The organism is Bradyrhizobium betae (assembly GCF_008932115.1).
Lineage (GTDB): Bacteria > Pseudomonadota > Alphaproteobacteria > Rhizobiales > Xanthobacteraceae > Bradyrhizobium > Bradyrhizobium betae.
The window spans coordinates 3,320,377-3,336,989 of record NZ_CP044543.1 but is presented as its reverse complement, the minus strand read 5'-3'; the positions used below and the strand labels follow the sequence as shown (position 1 = coordinate 3,336,989).

General features: G+C 64.6%; 16 protein-coding genes. 10 read left to right on the top strand and 6 right to left on the bottom strand.

Annotated elements, in window-relative coordinates; all coding sequences use genetic code 11:
- Nucleotides 1-63: 63 nt before the first annotated feature.
- The 3 genes from F8237_RS15950 (at nt 64) to F8237_RS15940 (ending at nt 3,471) form a co-directional block, all read left to right on the top strand.
- Nucleotides 64-1,038: an NADPH:quinone oxidoreductase family protein gene (locus tag F8237_RS15950; RefSeq protein ID WP_151646060.1), complete on the top strand. Its 975-nt coding sequence runs from the start codon at nt 64-66 to the stop codon at nt 1,036-1,038.
- 430 nt (nt 1,039-1,468) lie between these two features.
- Nucleotides 1,469-2,290, top strand: a complete 822-nt coding sequence (locus F8237_RS15945; protein ID WP_151646058.1) for a hypothetical protein — start codon at nt 1,469-1,471, stop codon at nt 2,288-2,290.
- Nucleotides 2,291-2,310: 20 nt separating this feature from the next.
- The gene (locus tag F8237_RS15940) at nt 2,311-3,471 is read left to right on the top strand and encodes a TAXI family TRAP transporter solute-binding subunit (protein WP_151646056.1); all 1,161 of its coding nucleotides are present in this window, start codon (nt 2,311-2,313) and stop codon (nt 3,469-3,471) included.
- Nucleotides 3,472-3,665: 194 nt separating this feature from the next.
- Here the strand turns inward: F8237_RS15940 and F8237_RS15930 are convergent, their stop codons facing one another.
- On the bottom strand, nt 3,666-4,058 hold the full coding sequence (locus F8237_RS15930; protein ID WP_151646052.1) for a YkvA family protein: 393 nt from the start codon (nt 4,056-4,058) through the stop codon (nt 3,666-3,668).
- 90 nt (nt 4,059-4,148) lie between these two features.
- Entirely contained in the window at nt 4,149-4,451 is a 303-nt protein-coding gene (locus tag F8237_RS15925; protein ID WP_151646050.1) for a 4a-hydroxytetrahydrobiopterin dehydratase, read from the bottom strand.
- Between the two features lie 151 nt (nt 4,452-4,602).
- On the opposite strand from F8237_RS15925, the gene F8237_RS15920 reads away from it, so the two are divergent.
- Together F8237_RS15920 and F8237_RS15915 are read left to right on the top strand one after the other, a co-directional pair.
- The gene (locus tag F8237_RS15920) at nt 4,603-6,048 is read left to right on the top strand and encodes a TAXI family TRAP transporter solute-binding subunit (protein ID WP_151646048.1); all 1,446 of its coding nucleotides are present in this window, start codon (nt 4,603-4,605) and stop codon (nt 6,046-6,048) included.
- Between the two features lie 175 nt (nt 6,049-6,223).
- Complete coding sequence (locus F8237_RS15915) at nt 6,224-7,765, top strand: alkaline phosphatase D family protein (protein WP_162006070.1); 1,542 nt, start codon at nt 6,224-6,226, stop codon at nt 7,763-7,765.
- A gap of 34 nt (nt 7,766-7,799) precedes the next feature.
- Here F8237_RS15915 and F8237_RS15910 read toward each other — a convergent pair whose 3' ends face one another.
- Nucleotides 7,800-8,183: a response regulator gene (locus tag F8237_RS15910; RefSeq protein ID WP_374761612.1), complete on the bottom strand. Its 384-nt coding sequence runs from the start codon at nt 8,181-8,183 to the stop codon at nt 7,800-7,802.
- A gap of 185 nt (nt 8,184-8,368) precedes the next feature.
- Between F8237_RS15910 and F8237_RS15905 the strand changes: the two genes are divergently transcribed.
- The 3 genes from F8237_RS15905 to F8237_RS15895 all read left to right on the top strand — a co-directional run bounded on the left by F8237_RS15905 (nt 8,369) and on the right by F8237_RS15895 (nt 12,708).
- Nucleotides 8,369-9,145, top strand: a complete 777-nt coding sequence (locus tag F8237_RS15905) for a Crp/Fnr family transcriptional regulator (protein ID WP_151646042.1) — start codon at nt 8,369-8,371, stop codon at nt 9,143-9,145.
- A 288-nt stretch (nt 9,146-9,433) separates the two neighbouring features.
- Nucleotides 9,434-11,260 carry a translational GTPase TypA gene (typA, locus tag F8237_RS15900; RefSeq protein WP_151646040.1) on the top strand — a complete coding sequence of 609 codons (1,827 nt, stop codon included), beginning with the start codon at nt 9,434-9,436 and terminating at the stop codon, nt 11,258-11,260.
- 200 nt (nt 11,261-11,460) lie between these two features.
- On the top strand, nt 11,461-12,708 hold the full coding sequence (locus tag F8237_RS15895) for a flavin monoamine oxidase family protein (protein WP_151646038.1): 1,248 nt from the start codon (nt 11,461-11,463) through the stop codon (nt 12,706-12,708).
- A gap of 49 nt (nt 12,709-12,757) precedes the next feature.
- On the opposite strand, the gene F8237_RS15890 is transcribed toward F8237_RS15895, so the two are convergent.
- Together F8237_RS15890 and F8237_RS15885 are read right to left on the bottom strand one after the other, a co-directional pair.
- Nucleotides 12,758-13,165 (bottom strand): thiol-disulfide oxidoreductase DCC family protein, encoded by a 408-nt coding sequence (locus F8237_RS15890; RefSeq protein ID WP_151650563.1) that lies wholly within the window; start codon nt 13,163-13,165, stop codon nt 12,758-12,760.
- Nucleotides 13,165-14,061 (bottom strand): alpha/beta hydrolase family protein, encoded by an 897-nt coding sequence (locus F8237_RS15885; protein WP_151646036.1) that lies wholly within the window; start codon nt 14,059-14,061, stop codon nt 13,165-13,167. The genes F8237_RS15890 and F8237_RS15885 overlap by 1 nt, the downstream gene beginning before the upstream one ends.
- A 266-nt stretch (nt 14,062-14,327) precedes the next feature.
- Here F8237_RS15885 and F8237_RS15880 point away from each other — a divergent pair, with 266 nt between their 5' ends.
- Both F8237_RS15880 and ppa read left to right on the top strand, forming a co-directional pair.
- Nucleotides 14,328-14,837, top strand: coding sequence for a GNAT family N-acetyltransferase (locus F8237_RS15880; protein WP_014490714.1), 510 nt, complete (start codon nt 14,328-14,330; stop codon nt 14,835-14,837).
- A 178-nt stretch (nt 14,838-15,015) separates the two neighbouring features.
- A complete protein-coding gene (gene ppa / locus F8237_RS15875; RefSeq protein ID WP_151646034.1) occupies nt 15,016-15,552 on the top strand; it encodes an inorganic diphosphatase in 537 nt (178 codons plus the stop codon).
- A gap of 169 nt (nt 15,553-15,721) precedes the next feature.
- On the opposite strand, the gene folD is transcribed toward ppa, so the two are convergent.
- On the bottom strand, nt 15,722-16,606 hold the full coding sequence (gene folD, locus F8237_RS15870) for a bifunctional methylenetetrahydrofolate dehydrogenase/methenyltetrahydrofolate cyclohydrolase FolD (protein WP_151646032.1): 885 nt from the start codon (nt 16,604-16,606) through the stop codon (nt 15,722-15,724).
- Nucleotides 16,607-16,613 lie beyond the last annotated feature (7 nt).

The window sequence follows — 16,613 nt, the reverse complement described above, 5'->3', positions numbered from 1 at the left end:
GGCAGAAACGGGTCAACTATAATTCCACTCGAAACGCCCAGTACTTCTCAAGAAGGTGCCGCCATGAAAGCCATCCTCTGCTCGCAATATTGCCAGCCCGACGACCTCGTTCTGGCTGACATCCCGGATCCGGTGGCGGGCCCCGGCGAAGCCGTGATCGCGATCAAGGCGGCGGCGCTGAACTTCTTCGACATCCTGATGATCCAGGGCAAGTACCAGATCAAGCCGCCGTTCCCGTTCTCGCCGGCCGCCGAAGTCGCCGGCGTGATCGAGAGCATCGGCCCCGGCGTCACTGACGTGAAGGTCGGCGACCGCGTCGTCGCCTCCTGCGGCCACAACGGCGCGCGCGAGAAGATCGCACTGCCGGCGGCGTCGATCGTGAAAATCCCCGACAATCTCGACTATGACCGCGCGGCCGGCATCATCATCATCTACGGCACCGCGCTGCATGCGCTGGAAGATCGCGCCAGCCCCAAGCCCGGCGAGACGCTCGCGGTGCTCGGGGCCGCCGGCGGCACCGGCCTTGCCGCCTGCGAGCTCGGCAAGCTGATGGGCCTGAAGGTCATTGCCTGCGCCTCGTCGGACGAAAAACTCGAATTCGCAAAAGCCCATGGCGCCGAGCTGACGCTGAACTACGGCAAGGAAGATCTGAAGGAAGGCCTGCGCAAGCTCACCGGCGGCAAGGGCGTCGACATCATCTTCGATCCGGTTGGTGGCGCCTATGCCGAACAGGCGCTACGCTCGATCGCCTGGGAGGGCCGCTTCCTCGTGATCGGCTTTGCCGCCGGCGACATTCCGAAGATGCCGCTCAACCTCGCGCTCTTGAAGGGCTGCGACATCCGCGGCGTGTTCTGGGGCGCATGGACCCGGCAGAATCCGGAGAAGAACCGCGCCAATCTCGAGAAGCTCGTGAAGTGGACCGCGGAAGGCAAGATCTCCTCGCATGTCGACCGCACCTTCCCGCTGGCTCAGACGGCGGATGCACTGAAGGTGCTGGCGGGACGCCAGGCCATGGGCAAGGTGATCCTGCATCCGTGAGGTGATGCGTCGGCGGATGACGTAGCGACGTCGTCGCCACACACTCAACGGTCATCGCCCGGCTTGACCGGGCGATCCAGTACTCCGAGGCGGCGTGGTTCAATCGATGGGGCGCGGCGTACTGGATGCCCGCCTCCGCGGGCATGACACCGATTGTGGAATGGGCAGCGTGGTCAACTTGCTCGTTCGCACCGAACCGTTGCCGCCCGATAAAATCCCCCTCAACCGTCGCCGCCAAAAATGCGGTGCATTCCGCCGCCTCGCCGTAATCAAACCCAAATATCTCCAGATTCGCGCAAACCGCCGTCGTCTTTTGGGCTGAATCGGACGGCGATTTACCGGTTCCAGTTTGCGGGGCGCTTCTGGACAACAACAAGAAGACTGAAGCCGGGACTGCCCCTGCGTTGCGTCAGTAATGGGGAGCATCACCATGGAGACGACGGCATACCGTCCGTCCAGGGAGTCGCGGGCGTTCGACTCCGATCATTTCGCATCACGTCCGCCCACCGCGTCCTCTATCCGTGCGCAGGCCGCGCGGGCCGATCTTTCCGACGATCCAATGCCACTGTTCCTGTCCGATCCGCTGGGGGAGCCGGACCCACGGGAATATGAGCCACTGGCGTTACGCTCCAGGACCAGGCTCGTCCCTCGCCTACTTGCCGCTGTGCTCGCGATCTCCGCCGCGGCGATCCTGGCCGCGCTGTTTCAATCCGACCTGCGTGGCCTGGTTGCCGCTTATGCCGACCGTTCGACAGGCGCAGTTCAGGCCAATACGCAGGCCCCGATCAAGGATCCGGTCCGCGTCACCAACACGATGCTGGCGAGCGCCGACACACAGAGCCTTCCTGGTCCGTCGGCGCCTAGCCGCGAAGCGATCGCGACCGCCTATCAGATTGCGCTACAGGCCCAGGCGCCAACACCAGCGCCGCTGCCTGTCGCAGCGCAGCCGGCACCGCCCGCGCCTGTCAGGACGCTCGACGCCGACACGCTGACGGGGCTGATGACGCGCGCCAGGAGCATGATCGGCGTCGGCGACATCGTCGCGGCGCGCCTGCTGCTCGAACGCGCGGCCAACGCGAGCGACGCAGCGGCCGCGCTGCTGCTGGCGCAGACCTATGATCCTACGGTGCTCGGGACCAGCGACGCGCGGAGCATCATCGCCGACGCGTCGGTCGCTCGCGACTGGTACCAGCGGGCCGCAACGCTCGGATCGGCGGAGGCGCAGCAGCGCCTTGCCCGGCTTTCGAACTAGACATCTCCAGGGGACACATCATGCGTAACGCTTTGAGCATGGCGCTTGCCGCCATCATGACCATCTGCGCCTGCGCGGCGCGTGCCGAGCAGACCGAATACGATCCGGCCAAGGTCTCCGACAGTTTGAAGGCGATCTTCCAGTTCGGATCGACGTCGACCAAACAGGCATTGAATTCCAACACCGTCACGCTGATCACGGGCACGATCGGCGGCACCTATGTGCAGTTCGGCGCCGACCTCGCCTCCGTGCTCGACGACGGCAACAGAATCCGAGTGCTGCCGATCGTCGGCCGCGGCTCGGTGCAGAGCGTTGCCGACATCCTGTTCCTGCAGGGCGTCGATCTCGGCATCGTCCGGGCCGACACGCTCGACTATCTCGAGCGCAAGGGCTTTGCCAAGGACATCAAGCGGCAGTTCACCTACGTGACCAAGCTCTACAACGAAGAGATGCAGGTGATCGCGCCGAAATCGGTGGCGACGCTGAAAGACCTCGAGGGCAAGACGGTCAGCGTGGACCTGCCGAACGGCGGCACCTTCGTCACCGCGCTCACCGTGTTCGAGCGTCTCGGGATCAAGGCGAAGTTCGTCTATGTCGAGCAGCGCATCGCGATGGAGAAGCTGAAGGCCGGCGAGATCGACGCCGTCATCGTGGTCGGCGGCAAGCCGTACAAATCGGTCACAACCTTCGGCAATGACGGCCGCTTCCATCTCGCGAAGGTCGACTATGCCAAGCCGCTCCAAAACGACTACCTGCCTGCAACGCTGACGGCCAAGGATTATCCCAACCTGATCAGGGAAGGCGAGAGCGTCGACACGATCGCGGTGCCCGCGGTGCTGGCGGCCTACAATTGGGCGCCGAACACCGAGCGCTATCGCAAGCTTGCGCTGTTCGTGGACGCGTTCTTCACGAAATTCCCCGCGCTCCAGAACCCGCCGTTCCATCCCAAGTGGAAGGAGGTTTCGCTCTCGGCGCCGCTGTCCGGCTGGAACAGATTGCCGGTGGCGCAGCAATGGCTCGACAAGCACGGCGTCGAACCGGTGACACGCCAGCGCTTCGAGGCGTTCTTGAAGCAGAGCCCCACGGCCGCGAAGGTGACCGATACGGACAAGGAGGCGCTGTTCAGGCAATTCCAGGCGTGGGACGCGGAGAAGGCGCGGGCGCAGGCGGAGAAGAAGTAGCTGGCGGCATTGCGAGGAGCTTGGGGCAAGCAGCAGCCACACACTCAGTGTCATCGCCCGCCCAGTGCGCAATTGCGCACAGGGGCGGGCGATCCAGTACTCCGTGACGGCGGTGATTGAATCGAGAAGCCGCGGCGTACTGGATTCCCCGCCTTCGCGGGGAATGACAGCGGAATGCGGAGTGATAGCGGCGGCTACGCCGCTTCTGCCCCCGAGTCCCCCTCATCCACCCCGCGCTTCAGCGCGGCGCGGGCGGCTTCGCGGTGCTCCGACGTGATGTGGCTGGCGACCATGCGGAGCGCGGTGGCGAGCACGGCGGCGTCATCGGTGAAACCGAGGATCGGCATCACGTCGGGGACGAAATCGAACGGCAGGATGAAATAGGCGATCGCGCCCAGCAGCGACGCCTGGACGTGGCGCGGCGTCTGCCGGTCGAACGCACAGTAATAGGCGGCGAGCAGATCTTCAGCGAAGGGCAGTTGCGCGGCGACGCGCTTCAGCTTGCGCCAGAAACGGCGGCGCACGCTCTCGCGATCTTCCGCGAGCCGATCGGCCGGCTCGAAACCGACGCTGTGCTCGGCTGCCATGGTCCAAAACTCTCCGTTCAGCCCGGCGCGGCCGATGGCCGCAGCGAGCGCTGATCACAACATGGGGATGCGGCCGCTCTCCGCAAGATGTCAGCCTGGTGTCAGCTTGGCGAAGGCATTCATGGCCTGGGCGAGCTCGATATCGAGCTTGGTGACGCCGCCGGCGTCATGGGTCGACAGCATCACTTCCACTGTCTTGTAGACGTTACGCCATTCGGGGTGATGGTCCATCTTCTCGGCGACCAGCGCCGCGCGGGTCATGAAGCCGAAAGCCTCGTTGAAATCCTTGAAGACAAAGGTTTTCCCGATGGCGTCCCGGCCCTGAATGTCAGTCCAGCCCGGGATGGCGCCCAGTGCCTGCTTGCGTGCGTCCGTCGTCAGCCGCTCTGCCATGATGGCCTCCGTTTTCAGGGGAACTTTACCCTAACACCGTGCGTAGGGCCCGGGTTCGACCGGGATTTCGTCCATCCGCTAACCATGACGGAGATGTAACCCCGCCGGACAAGAAATTTGCTACAATTGCGGGCGTAAATCGCCGGCCAGGATGAAACTGAGCCTCAAGCGCCTGTTTGGGAGATCGATGACCGGGGGATTGGACCTGGCCGAAACGCCCGTCACGACGTCGCCGCGATCCGCGGCGCGACGGACGGCGCTCGTCTCTCTCGCATTGGTGCTTGCCATCATCGGTGCGCTCACTGGCGGTTATTATTTCGCGATGCGACCTGTTGCGTTGAAGATCGCGGTCGGTCCGGCCAACAGCGATGATCTCAAGGTCGTGCAGGCGCTGACGCAGGCATTCACGCAGAACAAGAGTTTCGTGCGGCTGCGGCCGATCCAGACCGACAGTGCCAACGCCAGTGCCGAGGCGCTCGCGGAAGGCAAGGTCGATCTCGCCATCGTGCGAGGCGACGTCGACGTGCCGAAGAATGCGCAGGCGGTCGCGACCCTGCGCAAGAACGTCGTGGTGCTGTGGTCGGTACCCGGCAAGGGCAAGAAGAAGGGCGCGAAGATCACCAAGATCGCGCAGCTCGCCGGCCATCGCGTCGGCGTGGTGGGCAAGACGCAGGCCAACGTCAATCTGCTCAAGGTGATCCTGCAGCAATACGCCGTCGATCCCGCCAAGGTCGAGATCATCCAGTTCCCGGCCAGTGAGGCCGCCGAGGCGATCAAGGCCCAGAAGGCCGACGCCTATCTCGCGGCCGGCCCCGTCAACAGCAAGATCACGTCGGATGCGATCGCGGCCTCCGCCAAAGACGGTGGCACGCCGATCTTCCTCGCCATCGATTCCGCCGACGCGATCGCGCAGAACCATCCGGTCTACGAGGCCTCGGAGATTCCCGCCGGCACCTATGGCGGCTCGCCCGACCGTCCCGAGGACGAGGTCAAGACCATCAGCTTCTCGCACCACATCGTGGCGCGCAAGGGCGTGTCCGAAACCACCATCGCCGCATTCACGCGCCAGCTCTTTGCCGTGCGGCATCAACTGGTGACGGAATTCCCGCTGGCGGCGAAAATCGAGACGCCCGACACCGACAAGGATGCGGTGATCCCCGTGCATCCCGGCGCCGCCGCCTTCGTCGACGGCGAGGAGAAGACCTTCCTCGACAAATACAGCGATTACATCTGGTGGGGCCTGATGGGGCTCTCGGCCATGGGCTCGATTGGCGCCTGGTTCGCGGGCTATCTCAAGAAGGACGAGCGCGACAACAACAGTCATCTGCGCGAACGCCTGTTCGACATGATCGCGGCGGCGCGCAAGAGCGAGACGACCGAAGAGCTCGATCTGATGCAAACCGAAGCCGACGAGATCCTGCGCGACACGCTGCGCTGCTACGATAACGGCGCGATTGAAGAGGGTGCGCTTACAGCCTTCAACATCGTGCTCGATCAGTTCCACGCGGCCGTTGCCGACCGCAAGGCGGTGCTGTTCACCATGCCGCAAAACCCGCAACGCACAGGCCCGCAATTCAGAGCAGCCGGCAACGCGTAATCGCCGCGTCACATTGTCTTAATATAGCTCCCGCTGTCATTCCGGAGCGCGCGAAGCACGAGTCCGGAATCCATCGAGCAGCATAGATGAGGGCCAATGGATTCCGGGCTCGCGCCTGACGGCGGGCCCCGGAATGACGAGCCTTGCTGCGGCCTCGTTTTCGGATCAACCCACCATGAAGATCAAATTCTCCCGCCGCCGCTTCCTCGCCACCAGCGCCGGCGCGCTTGGCGCGATCGCGATGCCCTATCTGTCGCGTGCGGCGGACCGGCCGGCGGTGACGCACGGCGTGCAGTCGGGCGATGTCACCGTCGACGGCGGCGTGGTCTGGGCGCGCGCTGACCGGCCCGCGCAGATGCTGGTCGACGTGGCAACCACGGAGTCGTTCAAGGACGTCCGCGCGCTGCCGCCGATCGCCGCGCTGCCCGAGAGCGACTTCACCGCAAAGATGCTGATCGACAGCCTGCCGGCCGGACAGGACATCTTCTACCGAATCCGCTTCCGCGACCTCTCGCACACCGCGGTCGAGGGCGAGCCGGTGGTCGGCCGCTTCCGCACTGCGCCCGCCGACCGCCGCGATGTCAGCTTCGTCTGGGGCGGCGACGTCGCCGGACAGGGCTGGGGCATCAACCCGGATGACGGCGGCATGTTCACCTTCTCCGCGATGCGCAAGCATCGTCCGGATTTTTTCCTGCACTCCGGCGACACGATCTACGCCGACGGCCCGATTGCATCCGAGGTGAAGCTCGCCGACGGCAAGATCTGGAAGAACGTCACGATCCCGGAGAAGGCCAAGGTCGCCGAGACGCTGGACGAGTACCGCGCCGCGCACAAATACAATCTCACCGACGAGAATCTGCGCGCCTTCAATGCCGAAGTGCCGATCTTCGTGCAGTGGGACGACCACGAGGTGACCAACAACTGGTCGCCGTCGAAGGAGCTGCCGGCGACCTACAAGGAGCGCGACATCGCGCTGCTCGCGGCGCGCGGCGCCCGAGCCTTCCACGAAATGTATCCGATGCGCGAGAGCATCAACGAGCCGGGCCGCGTCTACCGCCAGATATCCTACGGCCCGCATCTCGATGTGTTCATGCTCGACGAACGCAGCTATCGCGGCCCGAACGGCCCCAATCTCGACACCGCTTACGGCCCCGCGAGCTACTTCCTCGGCCCGGACCAGATCGCCTGGCTCAAGCGCGGCCTTCTGAACTCGCGCGCGACCTGGAAGGTGATCGCGTCCGACATGCCGCTCAGCCTCGTCGTCTCAGACACGCCGAGGGGCGGATCTGAAGCGTTCGCACAAGGCGACGGCCCGGTGCGCGGCCGCGAGTTCGAGATCGCCGACCTCCTGCGCTTCATCAAGATGGCGCCGATCAGCAATACAGTATGGCTGACCGCGGACGTGCACTACGCCGCCGCGCACTATTACGATCCCAACAAGGCGCAGTTCCAGGACTTCGAGCCGTTCTGGGAGTTCGTCTCGGGCCCGCTGCATGCGGGCACCTTCGGCCCGAACGCGCTCGACAACACCTTTGGGCCGGAGGTGCGCTTCATCAAGGCGCCGGGCAGGGACAACCAGAACCTGCCGCCATCCGCCGGCATGCAGTTCTTCGGCCACGTCAAGATCGACGGCGCCTCCGGCCAGATGACGGTGACGCTGCGCGACCGCGCCGACGTCGCGCTGTGGTCGACCACACTCGATCCGAAGCCTGCCTGACGCTCGAGGGAGCTCAGCCGCTAGCAACGGCCGATCACGCTCCGCGCGTGCGGAGCGCGGTCTCCAGGGCGTCGGACGAGCAAGGCTTCTGCAGCCGCGGCCGCGCCTTGAACGCGGCCGGGATGCTGGTCTCGGCGCCGTAGCCGGTCACGAAGACGAAGGGAATTTGCGCGGCCGTCAGCCGCTCGGCGACGGCGAAGCTCTTCTCGCGGCCAAGCTCGACGTCGAGCAGCGCGAAATCAGGCGCACGCGCCGCGATCGCGGCCAGCGCCTGCGCCACCGATCCCACGGTGCGCACGCTCGCCACGCCAAATCCGAGCAGGCGATCCTCGAAATCGATCGCAATGATCGGATCGTCCTCGACGATGAGGACATCGGCGGGGACATCGGCCAAGCCGTCCGGGGAAGCAGGTATCATGATCCTGGCTATCGAGGTCTGCATCATTTTCCGATCAGGACAGCCTCATCCTGACGCCTGCGCCCAGCGCATCGGAGGGTTCCCGGAACGAAACTCACCACACAACAGTTGGGCCGTCTGTCCACTTGTACACACAGCGGACGAACGGACCTCGTTAGTGTCGAGAGGAGAGCAGGGGATTTACGATGGACGTGCGCACCAGCAAGACAACCGAGGTCGACAGCCGGCCGGCCAACAATCTGCTGCGACGTTTGAACCCGGCGGACTACGCGCTGCTCGCGCCCCACGTCATCGTGGACGACGCCGCGGCCAACGAGCTGCTCTACAGTCCCGGCGACGATGTCCAGGTCGTGCACTTTCCCTGCGGACCGGCGCTCGCGACCTTCCTCGTTCCCAATGAAGACGGCCGCGACGTCGAGACCATTCTGGTCGGCCGCGAAGGGGCGGTGGGCGGAATCGTCAGCGAGGGATTTCTGCCGGCCTACACCCGCATCTGCGTGAAGTTCGGCGGCCCGTTTGCGCGCGTCAACGTCGCCAAGCTGGAAGCGGCAAAGCTTCGCTCGGCCTCGCTGCGCAACATCTTCGCCCGCTACGCGGACTGCATGCTGGCGCAGATCTTCCAGTCCACCGCCTGCAACGCCATCCACTCGATCGAGCAGCGCACGGCGAAGTGGATCCTGGCGGCGATGGAGCGCACCGGTGACGAGAGCAGCGTGCCGCTGACGCATGAGCAGCTCGCGACTTTGCTCGGCGTCGGCCGCAGCTATGCGAGCCGCGTGCTGCAATCGTTCAAGGCCGAGGGTGTGCTGGACACGCGGCGCGGCTCGATCCTGGTCCGCAACCACGATGGCCTGCGCCAGCGCGCCTGCCTCTGCAACGACGCCGTGAAGCTGCATTTCGAGGAGGTGCTGCGTGGGGTCTACCCGACCGAAGAGACCAGCCCCAGCTCAGCACAGGGCTGATCGGGCCCCGTTCCCGGCTAAAGGGCCGGTTTGGTGCGGGATTTGAGCTAAGTCCCGGGGATTCCCGGACAAAATTCAGTCAACCAAGGCCCAAAGAACACATTGTTTTTTGGCGGTTTTTGCCTATATTGCGCCGCAACGCATAGGGTGCCCGGTCGATATGGCCGGGCTTCCTTTTTGGGCGGAAAGCCCCCGTTTCCAGTCTTCCAGCGTTGTTTCGAAATAAGGTCCCGGCTTGACCGGCGAGATCGCGCTTAACCCATTGTCCGACCGCAAAGAAGCTCACCCATGAACCTTCGCAACATCGCCATCATCGCCCACGTCGACCACGGCAAGACCACTCTGGTCGACAAGCTGCTGCAGCAGTCCGGCACCTATCGCGACAACCAGCGCCAGGTCGAGCGCGCGATGGATTCCAACGATCTGGAACGCGAGCGCGGCATCACCATTCTGGCCAAATGCACCTCGGTGCATTGGGAAGACACCCAGATCAACATCGTCGACACCCCCGGCCACGCCGACTTCGGCGGTGAGGTCGAGCGTATCCTGTCGATGGTCGACGGCGTGATCGTGCTGGTCGACGCCGCTGAAGGCCCGATGCCGCAGACCAAATTCGTGGTCGGCAAGGCGCTCAAGCTCGGCCTGAAGCCGATCGTCGCCATCAACAAGGTCGATCGTCCTGACGCCCGCATCTCCGAAGTCGTCAACGAGGTGTTCGACCTGTTCGCGGCGCTGGACGCCACCGACGAGCAGCTCGACTTCCCGATTCTCTACGGCTCGGGCAAGAACGGCTGGATGGCTGACTCGCCGGACGCATCCCATGACGTGGGCATGAAGCCGCTGTTCGATCTCGTGCTCAAGCATGTGGCGCCGCCGGTGGTCGAGGAAGGTCCGTTCCGGCTGCTCGGCACCATTCTCGAGGCCAACCCCTATCTCGGCCGCATCATCACCGGCCGCATCACATCCGGCACGGTTAAGCCGAACCAGGCCGTGAAAGTGCTGTCACGTGACGGCAAGCTGGTGGAAACCGGCCGGATCAGCAAGATCCTGGCGTTCCGCGGCCTCGAGCGCCAGCCGGTCGATATTGCCGAAGCTGGCGACATTGTCGCCATCGCCGGACTGCCCAAGGGCACCGTGGCCGACACGTTCTGCGATCCGTCCGTCGAGATCCCGCTGCAGGCGCAGCCGATCGATCCGCCGACCGTATCGATGTCGTTCATCGTCAACAACTCGCCGCTCGCCGGCACCGAAGGCGACAAGGTCACCAGCCGCCTGATCCGCGATCGCCTGTTGCGCGAGGCCGAGGGCAACGTCGCGCTGCGCGTGGTCGAGTCCCAGGACAAGGACGCGATGGAAGTATCGGGTCGCGGCGAATTGCAGCTCGCGATCCTGATCGAGACCATGCGCCGCGAGGGCTTTGAGCTCTCCGTGTCGCGCCCGCGCGTCGTGTTCCAGAAGGACGAAGCGACCGGCGCCACGCTGGAGCCGATCGAGGAAGTCGTGATCGACGTCGACGAGGAGCATTCCGGCGTCGTCGTGCAGAAGATGAGCGAGCGCAAATCCGAGCTGATCGAGATGAGGCCGTCCGGCGGCAACCGCCTGCGTCTGGTGTTCTACGCGCCGACCCGCGGCCTGATCGGCTACCAGGGCGAGCTGATGACCGATACCAAGGGCACGGCGATCATGAATCGTCTGTTCCACAACTACCTGCCCTACAAGGGCCCGATCCAGGGCCGCCGCAACGGCGTGCTGATCTCCAACGACCAGGGCGACGCAGTCGCCTATGCCATGTTCAAGCTGGAAGACCGCGGCCCGATGATGATCGAGCCCGGCTGGAAGGTCTACAAGGGCATGATCGTCGGCGAACATACCCGCGACAACGATCTCGAGATCAACGTGCTCAAGGGCAAGCAGCTCACCAACATCCGCACGACCTCGAAGGACGAGGCTGTGCGCCTGACCCCGCCGATCCGGATGACCTTGGAAAAGGCGCTCGCCTATATCGAGGACGACGAGCTGGTGGAGATCACCCCGAAGTCGATCCGCCTGCGCAAGAAGCACCTCGACCCGAACGAGCGCAAGCGCGCGGAAAAGTCCAAGGAAGCGGTGGCGTAAAGCCACTGTCTCGCGCCCCGGACGCAGCGCAGCACGCCAGTGATGCGCTGCTGAGCCGGGGCCCAGTATTCTCACCACCTGCACATCACCTTGGGTCCCGGCTCTGCGGAGCGGCGTTACACGCCGCACCGCGTCCGGGACACGAGAGCTGCATATCTGGCCGGCTTCAGCACACCCCACGAACGTGCTAGAGCCCGCCCATGGGTTCTCTCCCCTCATCCGTCGACGTCGCCATCATCGGCGCGGGTGCCGCCGGCCTCGGCGCCGCGCATGCGCTGCAAGGCACCGGCCTCTCCGTGATCGTGCTGGAAGCGCGCGGTCGTCTCGGCGGCCGGGCCTGGACCGTGCAGGCCTCACCTGAAGTCACGTTCGACGTCGGCTGCGGCTGGCTGCACTCCGCCGACAAAAACTCCTTCGTCGATATCGCGCGAAAACTCGATTTCGAGGTCAACAAGGACCTGCCGCCCTGGCGCGAGCGCGCTTTCGGCAACGCATTTCCGAAAGAGAAGCGCGACGATTTCATGCGCGCGATGGACGCGTTCTATCAGCGTCTCTGGCAAGCCGCGCAAAAGGGCAAGGACGAGCCCGCGAGCCGGAGTTTGGAGCCCGGCAACCGCTGGAACCCGATGATCGACGCAGTCTCGACCTATATCAACGGCTGCGAACTGAAGGACATGTCGACGCTGGACTGGGACGCTTATGAGGACAGCGACCTCAACTGGCGTGTCCGGCGCGGCTACGGCGCCCTGATCGCCGCTTATGGCGCGCCCTGCCCGGTGGCGCTGAACTGCAACGTCACGCTGATCGATCATTCCGGCCAGCGCATCCGCCTCACGACATCGCAGGGCAATCTGGCCATCGACAAGGTGATCGTCACGGTGCCGACGAATCTGATCGCGGACGAAGCCATCCATTTCTCGCCGCCGCTCCCCGCCAAGGTCGATGCGGCGGCCGGCCTGCCACTCGGTGTCGACGACAAGGTGACGCTGGCACTCGACGACGCCGAAGCCTTCCCGAAGGAAGGCAATCTGCGCGGCGCCACCATGCGCACCGAGATGGGCACCTATCACATCCGTCCGTTCGGCCAGCCCTGCATCGAAGGCTTTTTCGGCGGCAGTTTTGCCCGCGAGCTGGAAGATGCCGGCGCAGGCGCCATCGCCGCGCACAGCATCGACGAAATTGCAGGCTTTCTCGGCAACGACATCCGCCGCAAGCTGAAGCCGCTCTACGAGTCGCGCTGGGCGCATGATCCGTTTGCGAGAGGCTCCTACTCGCACGCCCTGCCTGGACACGCCGGCGACCGCGCCGTGCTGGCCGCGCCGGTGGATGGACGGCTGTTCTTTGCCGGCGAAGCCACGTCGCCAAATTTCTTCACGACGGCGCATGGGGCGCGAGACAGCGGCGAGCGGGCAGCGGGAGAAGTGCTCACGGCTCTACGCAAACCATAACCACGAACTCTGTCATTGCGAGCGCAGCGCGCAGCGAAGCAATGACGAGTCACTCGATCACCCGCGCCCGCAAGTCGGCATCGGGCACGAAGCACGCATCGTACTTTCCAAAGACGCGGTAGCGGTTGCGCGCGATGAGGCTGTACACGGGGTCCCGCAGCGGCTTCGGCACGGCGAACAGCGCACTCACCCAGCCCCAACCGGGGAGCTGCGATAAGACTGTCAGTGCAGCGTCGGACGTCATGTACACCTCGCCGCCATGGACCACGGCATTGGTGTCGGGGTCATCGGGATCAATACCGAAGTTGCGCGCGAGCTTCGCGCCGTAGTCCGACTGGATCGGCGTGAAGCGAAACCGCTTGGCCTTATCGCGCGCAGCGACGAACCGCACCCAGCGCGAGCAGAAGATGCAGACGCCGTCGAACAGGATCACGTCATCGTCGGGCCATTTCGGCATCATGGTTTGTACGACCTAGCTGACTTGGTTTGGTCGAGGGCGCGGTCGAGCTCGCCGCGCGCGGCTTTCACACCCGTCTCGAGCTCGATCATCCAATGGCCCTCGCTGCCTATCGCAGGTAGGGTGCGAAAATCGACCTTGCCGCCGCCGCGAAACGCATCCGCCAGTCTTCGCGAAAACGCCGGCGCGAAATAGCTGTCATTGGCCGCAACCAGCCATGTGACGGGAATGCGCGCCGGCTTGCCGAACTCGGCCGCAGCAGCAAGCAGCGTCTGTGGCGCACAGATCCGGTTTGCCTCGTCATTGGCATGGCCGCCGCGCCCCGGCGCAAACGCGACGATCGCGGAGATCACATTCGGATCAGCGCCGGCAAGCGCCAGCGCGCCCCAGCCGCCGGCGGAATGGCCGATCACCACCGCGGCATCCTTGCGAATGAAATCCTGGTTGCGCAAGAACTCCAGTGCGCGCGAAATCTCGTCGGCCGTGGCGCGGGCAGAACGCGCATAGTCCGCTTCGTCGCAGCCGCCCTGGTCCTCGACATAGCGGCCGCCGGTCGCGCCATGGCCGAGCCGCTCCGGCACCAGCACGGCAAAGCCGCGCGCGACCAGAAACGCTGCGAGCGCGCGGTATTCCGGCTGCGGCATTTGCGCGCGACGCAACACGTTCTGCGTCGAGGCATGCGCGATGACGGCGAGCCGAAACGGACCCGCGCCAGGCGGGCGGAACAGCAGCGCATGCGCGGCGATGTCGGTATCCGGTGACGGCACGCGCCACTCTTGCCGGCGAAACGGTTCGCCCTCCGCGCCCGACGACCCAAGCGTGACCTGGGCGCACAGAGGCGACGCGGTCAGCAGGGACAGCAGAGGCAAGAGCGCGAGGATGTTGAAGAGCCGCATGAATGGCCGGAGGCGAACACGGACAACGACAGCCAGACTAGTCGGAACGAATCATTCCGGGCGGACTTTCTGCGTTGCCATCGCCGTTCATGCGTTGCCGAAAGGCAGTTTCGCACCGACGCATGGCAGGCAAGTACCATTCGAAATGGCGCGCTGTCTTTTTTCGGTACAACATGGTTAAAAGACTGATGCAGAAAGTCCACACGTTAACCGATAATTAACGATAGGTCTTGCCGCCGGCGCGGCGACTTGGTTTGATCACGCCCATGAGCACAACCCTGATCGAGGTCCGGCCGGCCAAAGCTGCAGATGCAACTGCGGTGGCGTCCACCCATGACGAAGCCTGGCGTTCCGCCTATCAGGGCATCATTCCCGGCGGTGAGCTGGAGAAGCTGATCAACCGTCGCGGCCCGCAATGGTGGGACAGCGCCATCCGCAAGGGCAGCCGCGTCAGCGTGCTCGTGTTCGGCGACAAGATCGCAGGCTACGCCAATTACGGCCGCAACCGCGCCCGCAGCCTGCATTTCGACGGAGAGATCTACGAGCTGTACTTGCGTCCCGAATTTCAGGGTCTCGGCTTCGGCCGTCGCCTGTTCACCGCGGCTCGCCGCGACCTGATGCAGAGCGGGCTCAAGAGCATGGTGGTGTGGGCGCTCTCGGACAACGATCCCGCCACCGAGTTCTATCGGGCGCTGGGCGGCCGCATGGTGGCGCGCTCCTCCGAGCGGTTCGGGCCGAAGTCGCTCGACAAGGTTGCCTTCGCCTGGACCAATTGAGCTGCTGAAACACTGGCCGGCAGCGTTCCCCATCCGTCGATACCGTTGACCTTCGGGCCGGTGATCGCTGGATTCATTATTTCACAAAAACGCGATGGATTGGCGGGCCAAGCCCGCGTATGACAGCGCCAAAATCGCTGCCGGGCGCGATTTAACCTCGGCAACAACGGAGCCTTGAATGCGTATCGATGCGGTCTCGATCGGGAAAAACGTCCCCCACGACGTCAACGTCATCATCGAAGTCCCCGTGGGCGGCGAACCGATCAAATACGAGATGGACAAGGAAGCCGGCACGCTGGTGGTCGACCGCTTCCTCTACACGCCGATGCGTTACCCCGGTAACTACGGCTTCATCCCGCACACGCTGTCCGATGACGGCGACCCCTGCGACGTGCTGATCATCAACACCCGCGCCATCATCCCGGGCGCCGTCATGAGCGTGCGCCCGGTCGGCGTGCTCTTCATGGAAGACGAAGCCGGCGGCGACGAGAAGATCCTGGCGGTGCCGTCGTCGAAGCTGACGCAGCGCTACGACAAGGTGAAGTCGTACTCCGACCTGCCCGACATCACGCTGCAGCAGATCCAGCACTTCTTCGAGCACTACAAGGATCTCGAGAAGGGCAAGTGGGTGAAGATCCTGCGCTGGGGCGGCCCGGAAGACGCACAGAAGCTGATCCTCGAAGGCATCGAGCGCGAGAAGAAGAAGAAGGGCTGAGGCACCATGTCCCGGACGCGGCGCGGCATGCAATGACGCGACGCTGAGCCGGGACCCAGAAGGCCGCAAGCATGGGCCCCGGCTCAGCAGCGCCATAGCGCGTCGAAGACGCGCGTTAAACGCGCTTATGTCACGCTGCGCTGCGTCCGGGGCACGAGAACTTCAACTGCTACACTGCCGGCTTCGGCAGGCCCGCGATCGCGCAGGCCGCGCGCAGCGTATTCACCAGCAGGCACGCCACGGTCATCTGGCCGACGCCACCCGGCACCGGCGTGATCGCGCCGGCGACGGCGAGCGCTTCCTGATAGGCGACGTCGCCGACGAGGCGCGTCTTGCCATCCTCCTTCGGAATACGGTTGATGCCGATATCGATCACGGTCGCGCCCGGCTTCAGCCAGTCGCCGCGCACCATCTCCGGCTTGCCGACCGCGGCATAGACGAGGTCGGCGCGCTTCACGAGCCCGGGCAGATCGCGCGAGCGCGAATGCGCGATGGTCACCGTGGCGTTCTCGTTCAGCAACAGCTGCACCAAGGGACGGCCGACCAGATTGGAGCGGCCGATGACGATGGCGTTCATGCCTTCGAGCGAAGCGTGCACGCTCTTGGTCAGGATGATCGAGCCGAGCGGCGTGCAGGGTGACAGCGCCTCAAAGCCGCCGGCGAGCCGGCCGGCATTGTTCGGATGCAGGCCGTCAACGTCCTTGGCGGGGTCGATGGCGTTGATGACGGCCTCGGTGTTCAGCCCCTTCGGCAGCGGCAGCTGCACCAGGATGCCGTGCACCGCCGGATCGCGGTTGAGTTTTGAGACGACGGCCAGCAGGTCCGCTTGAGACACGTCGGCCGGCAGCTTGTGCTCGAACGAGGCCATGCCGGCGGCCTGGGTCTGGGTGTGCTTGGAGCGGACATAGACCTCGCTGGCGGGATCATTGCCGACCAGGACCACTGCGAGACCCGGCACCAGATCGTGCTCGCGCTTGACGCGGGCCACCTCGTCGGCGACGCGGCCACGGAGTTCCGCCGCAATGACTTTTCCATCGATGATTTTGGCGGTCATGTCAGTT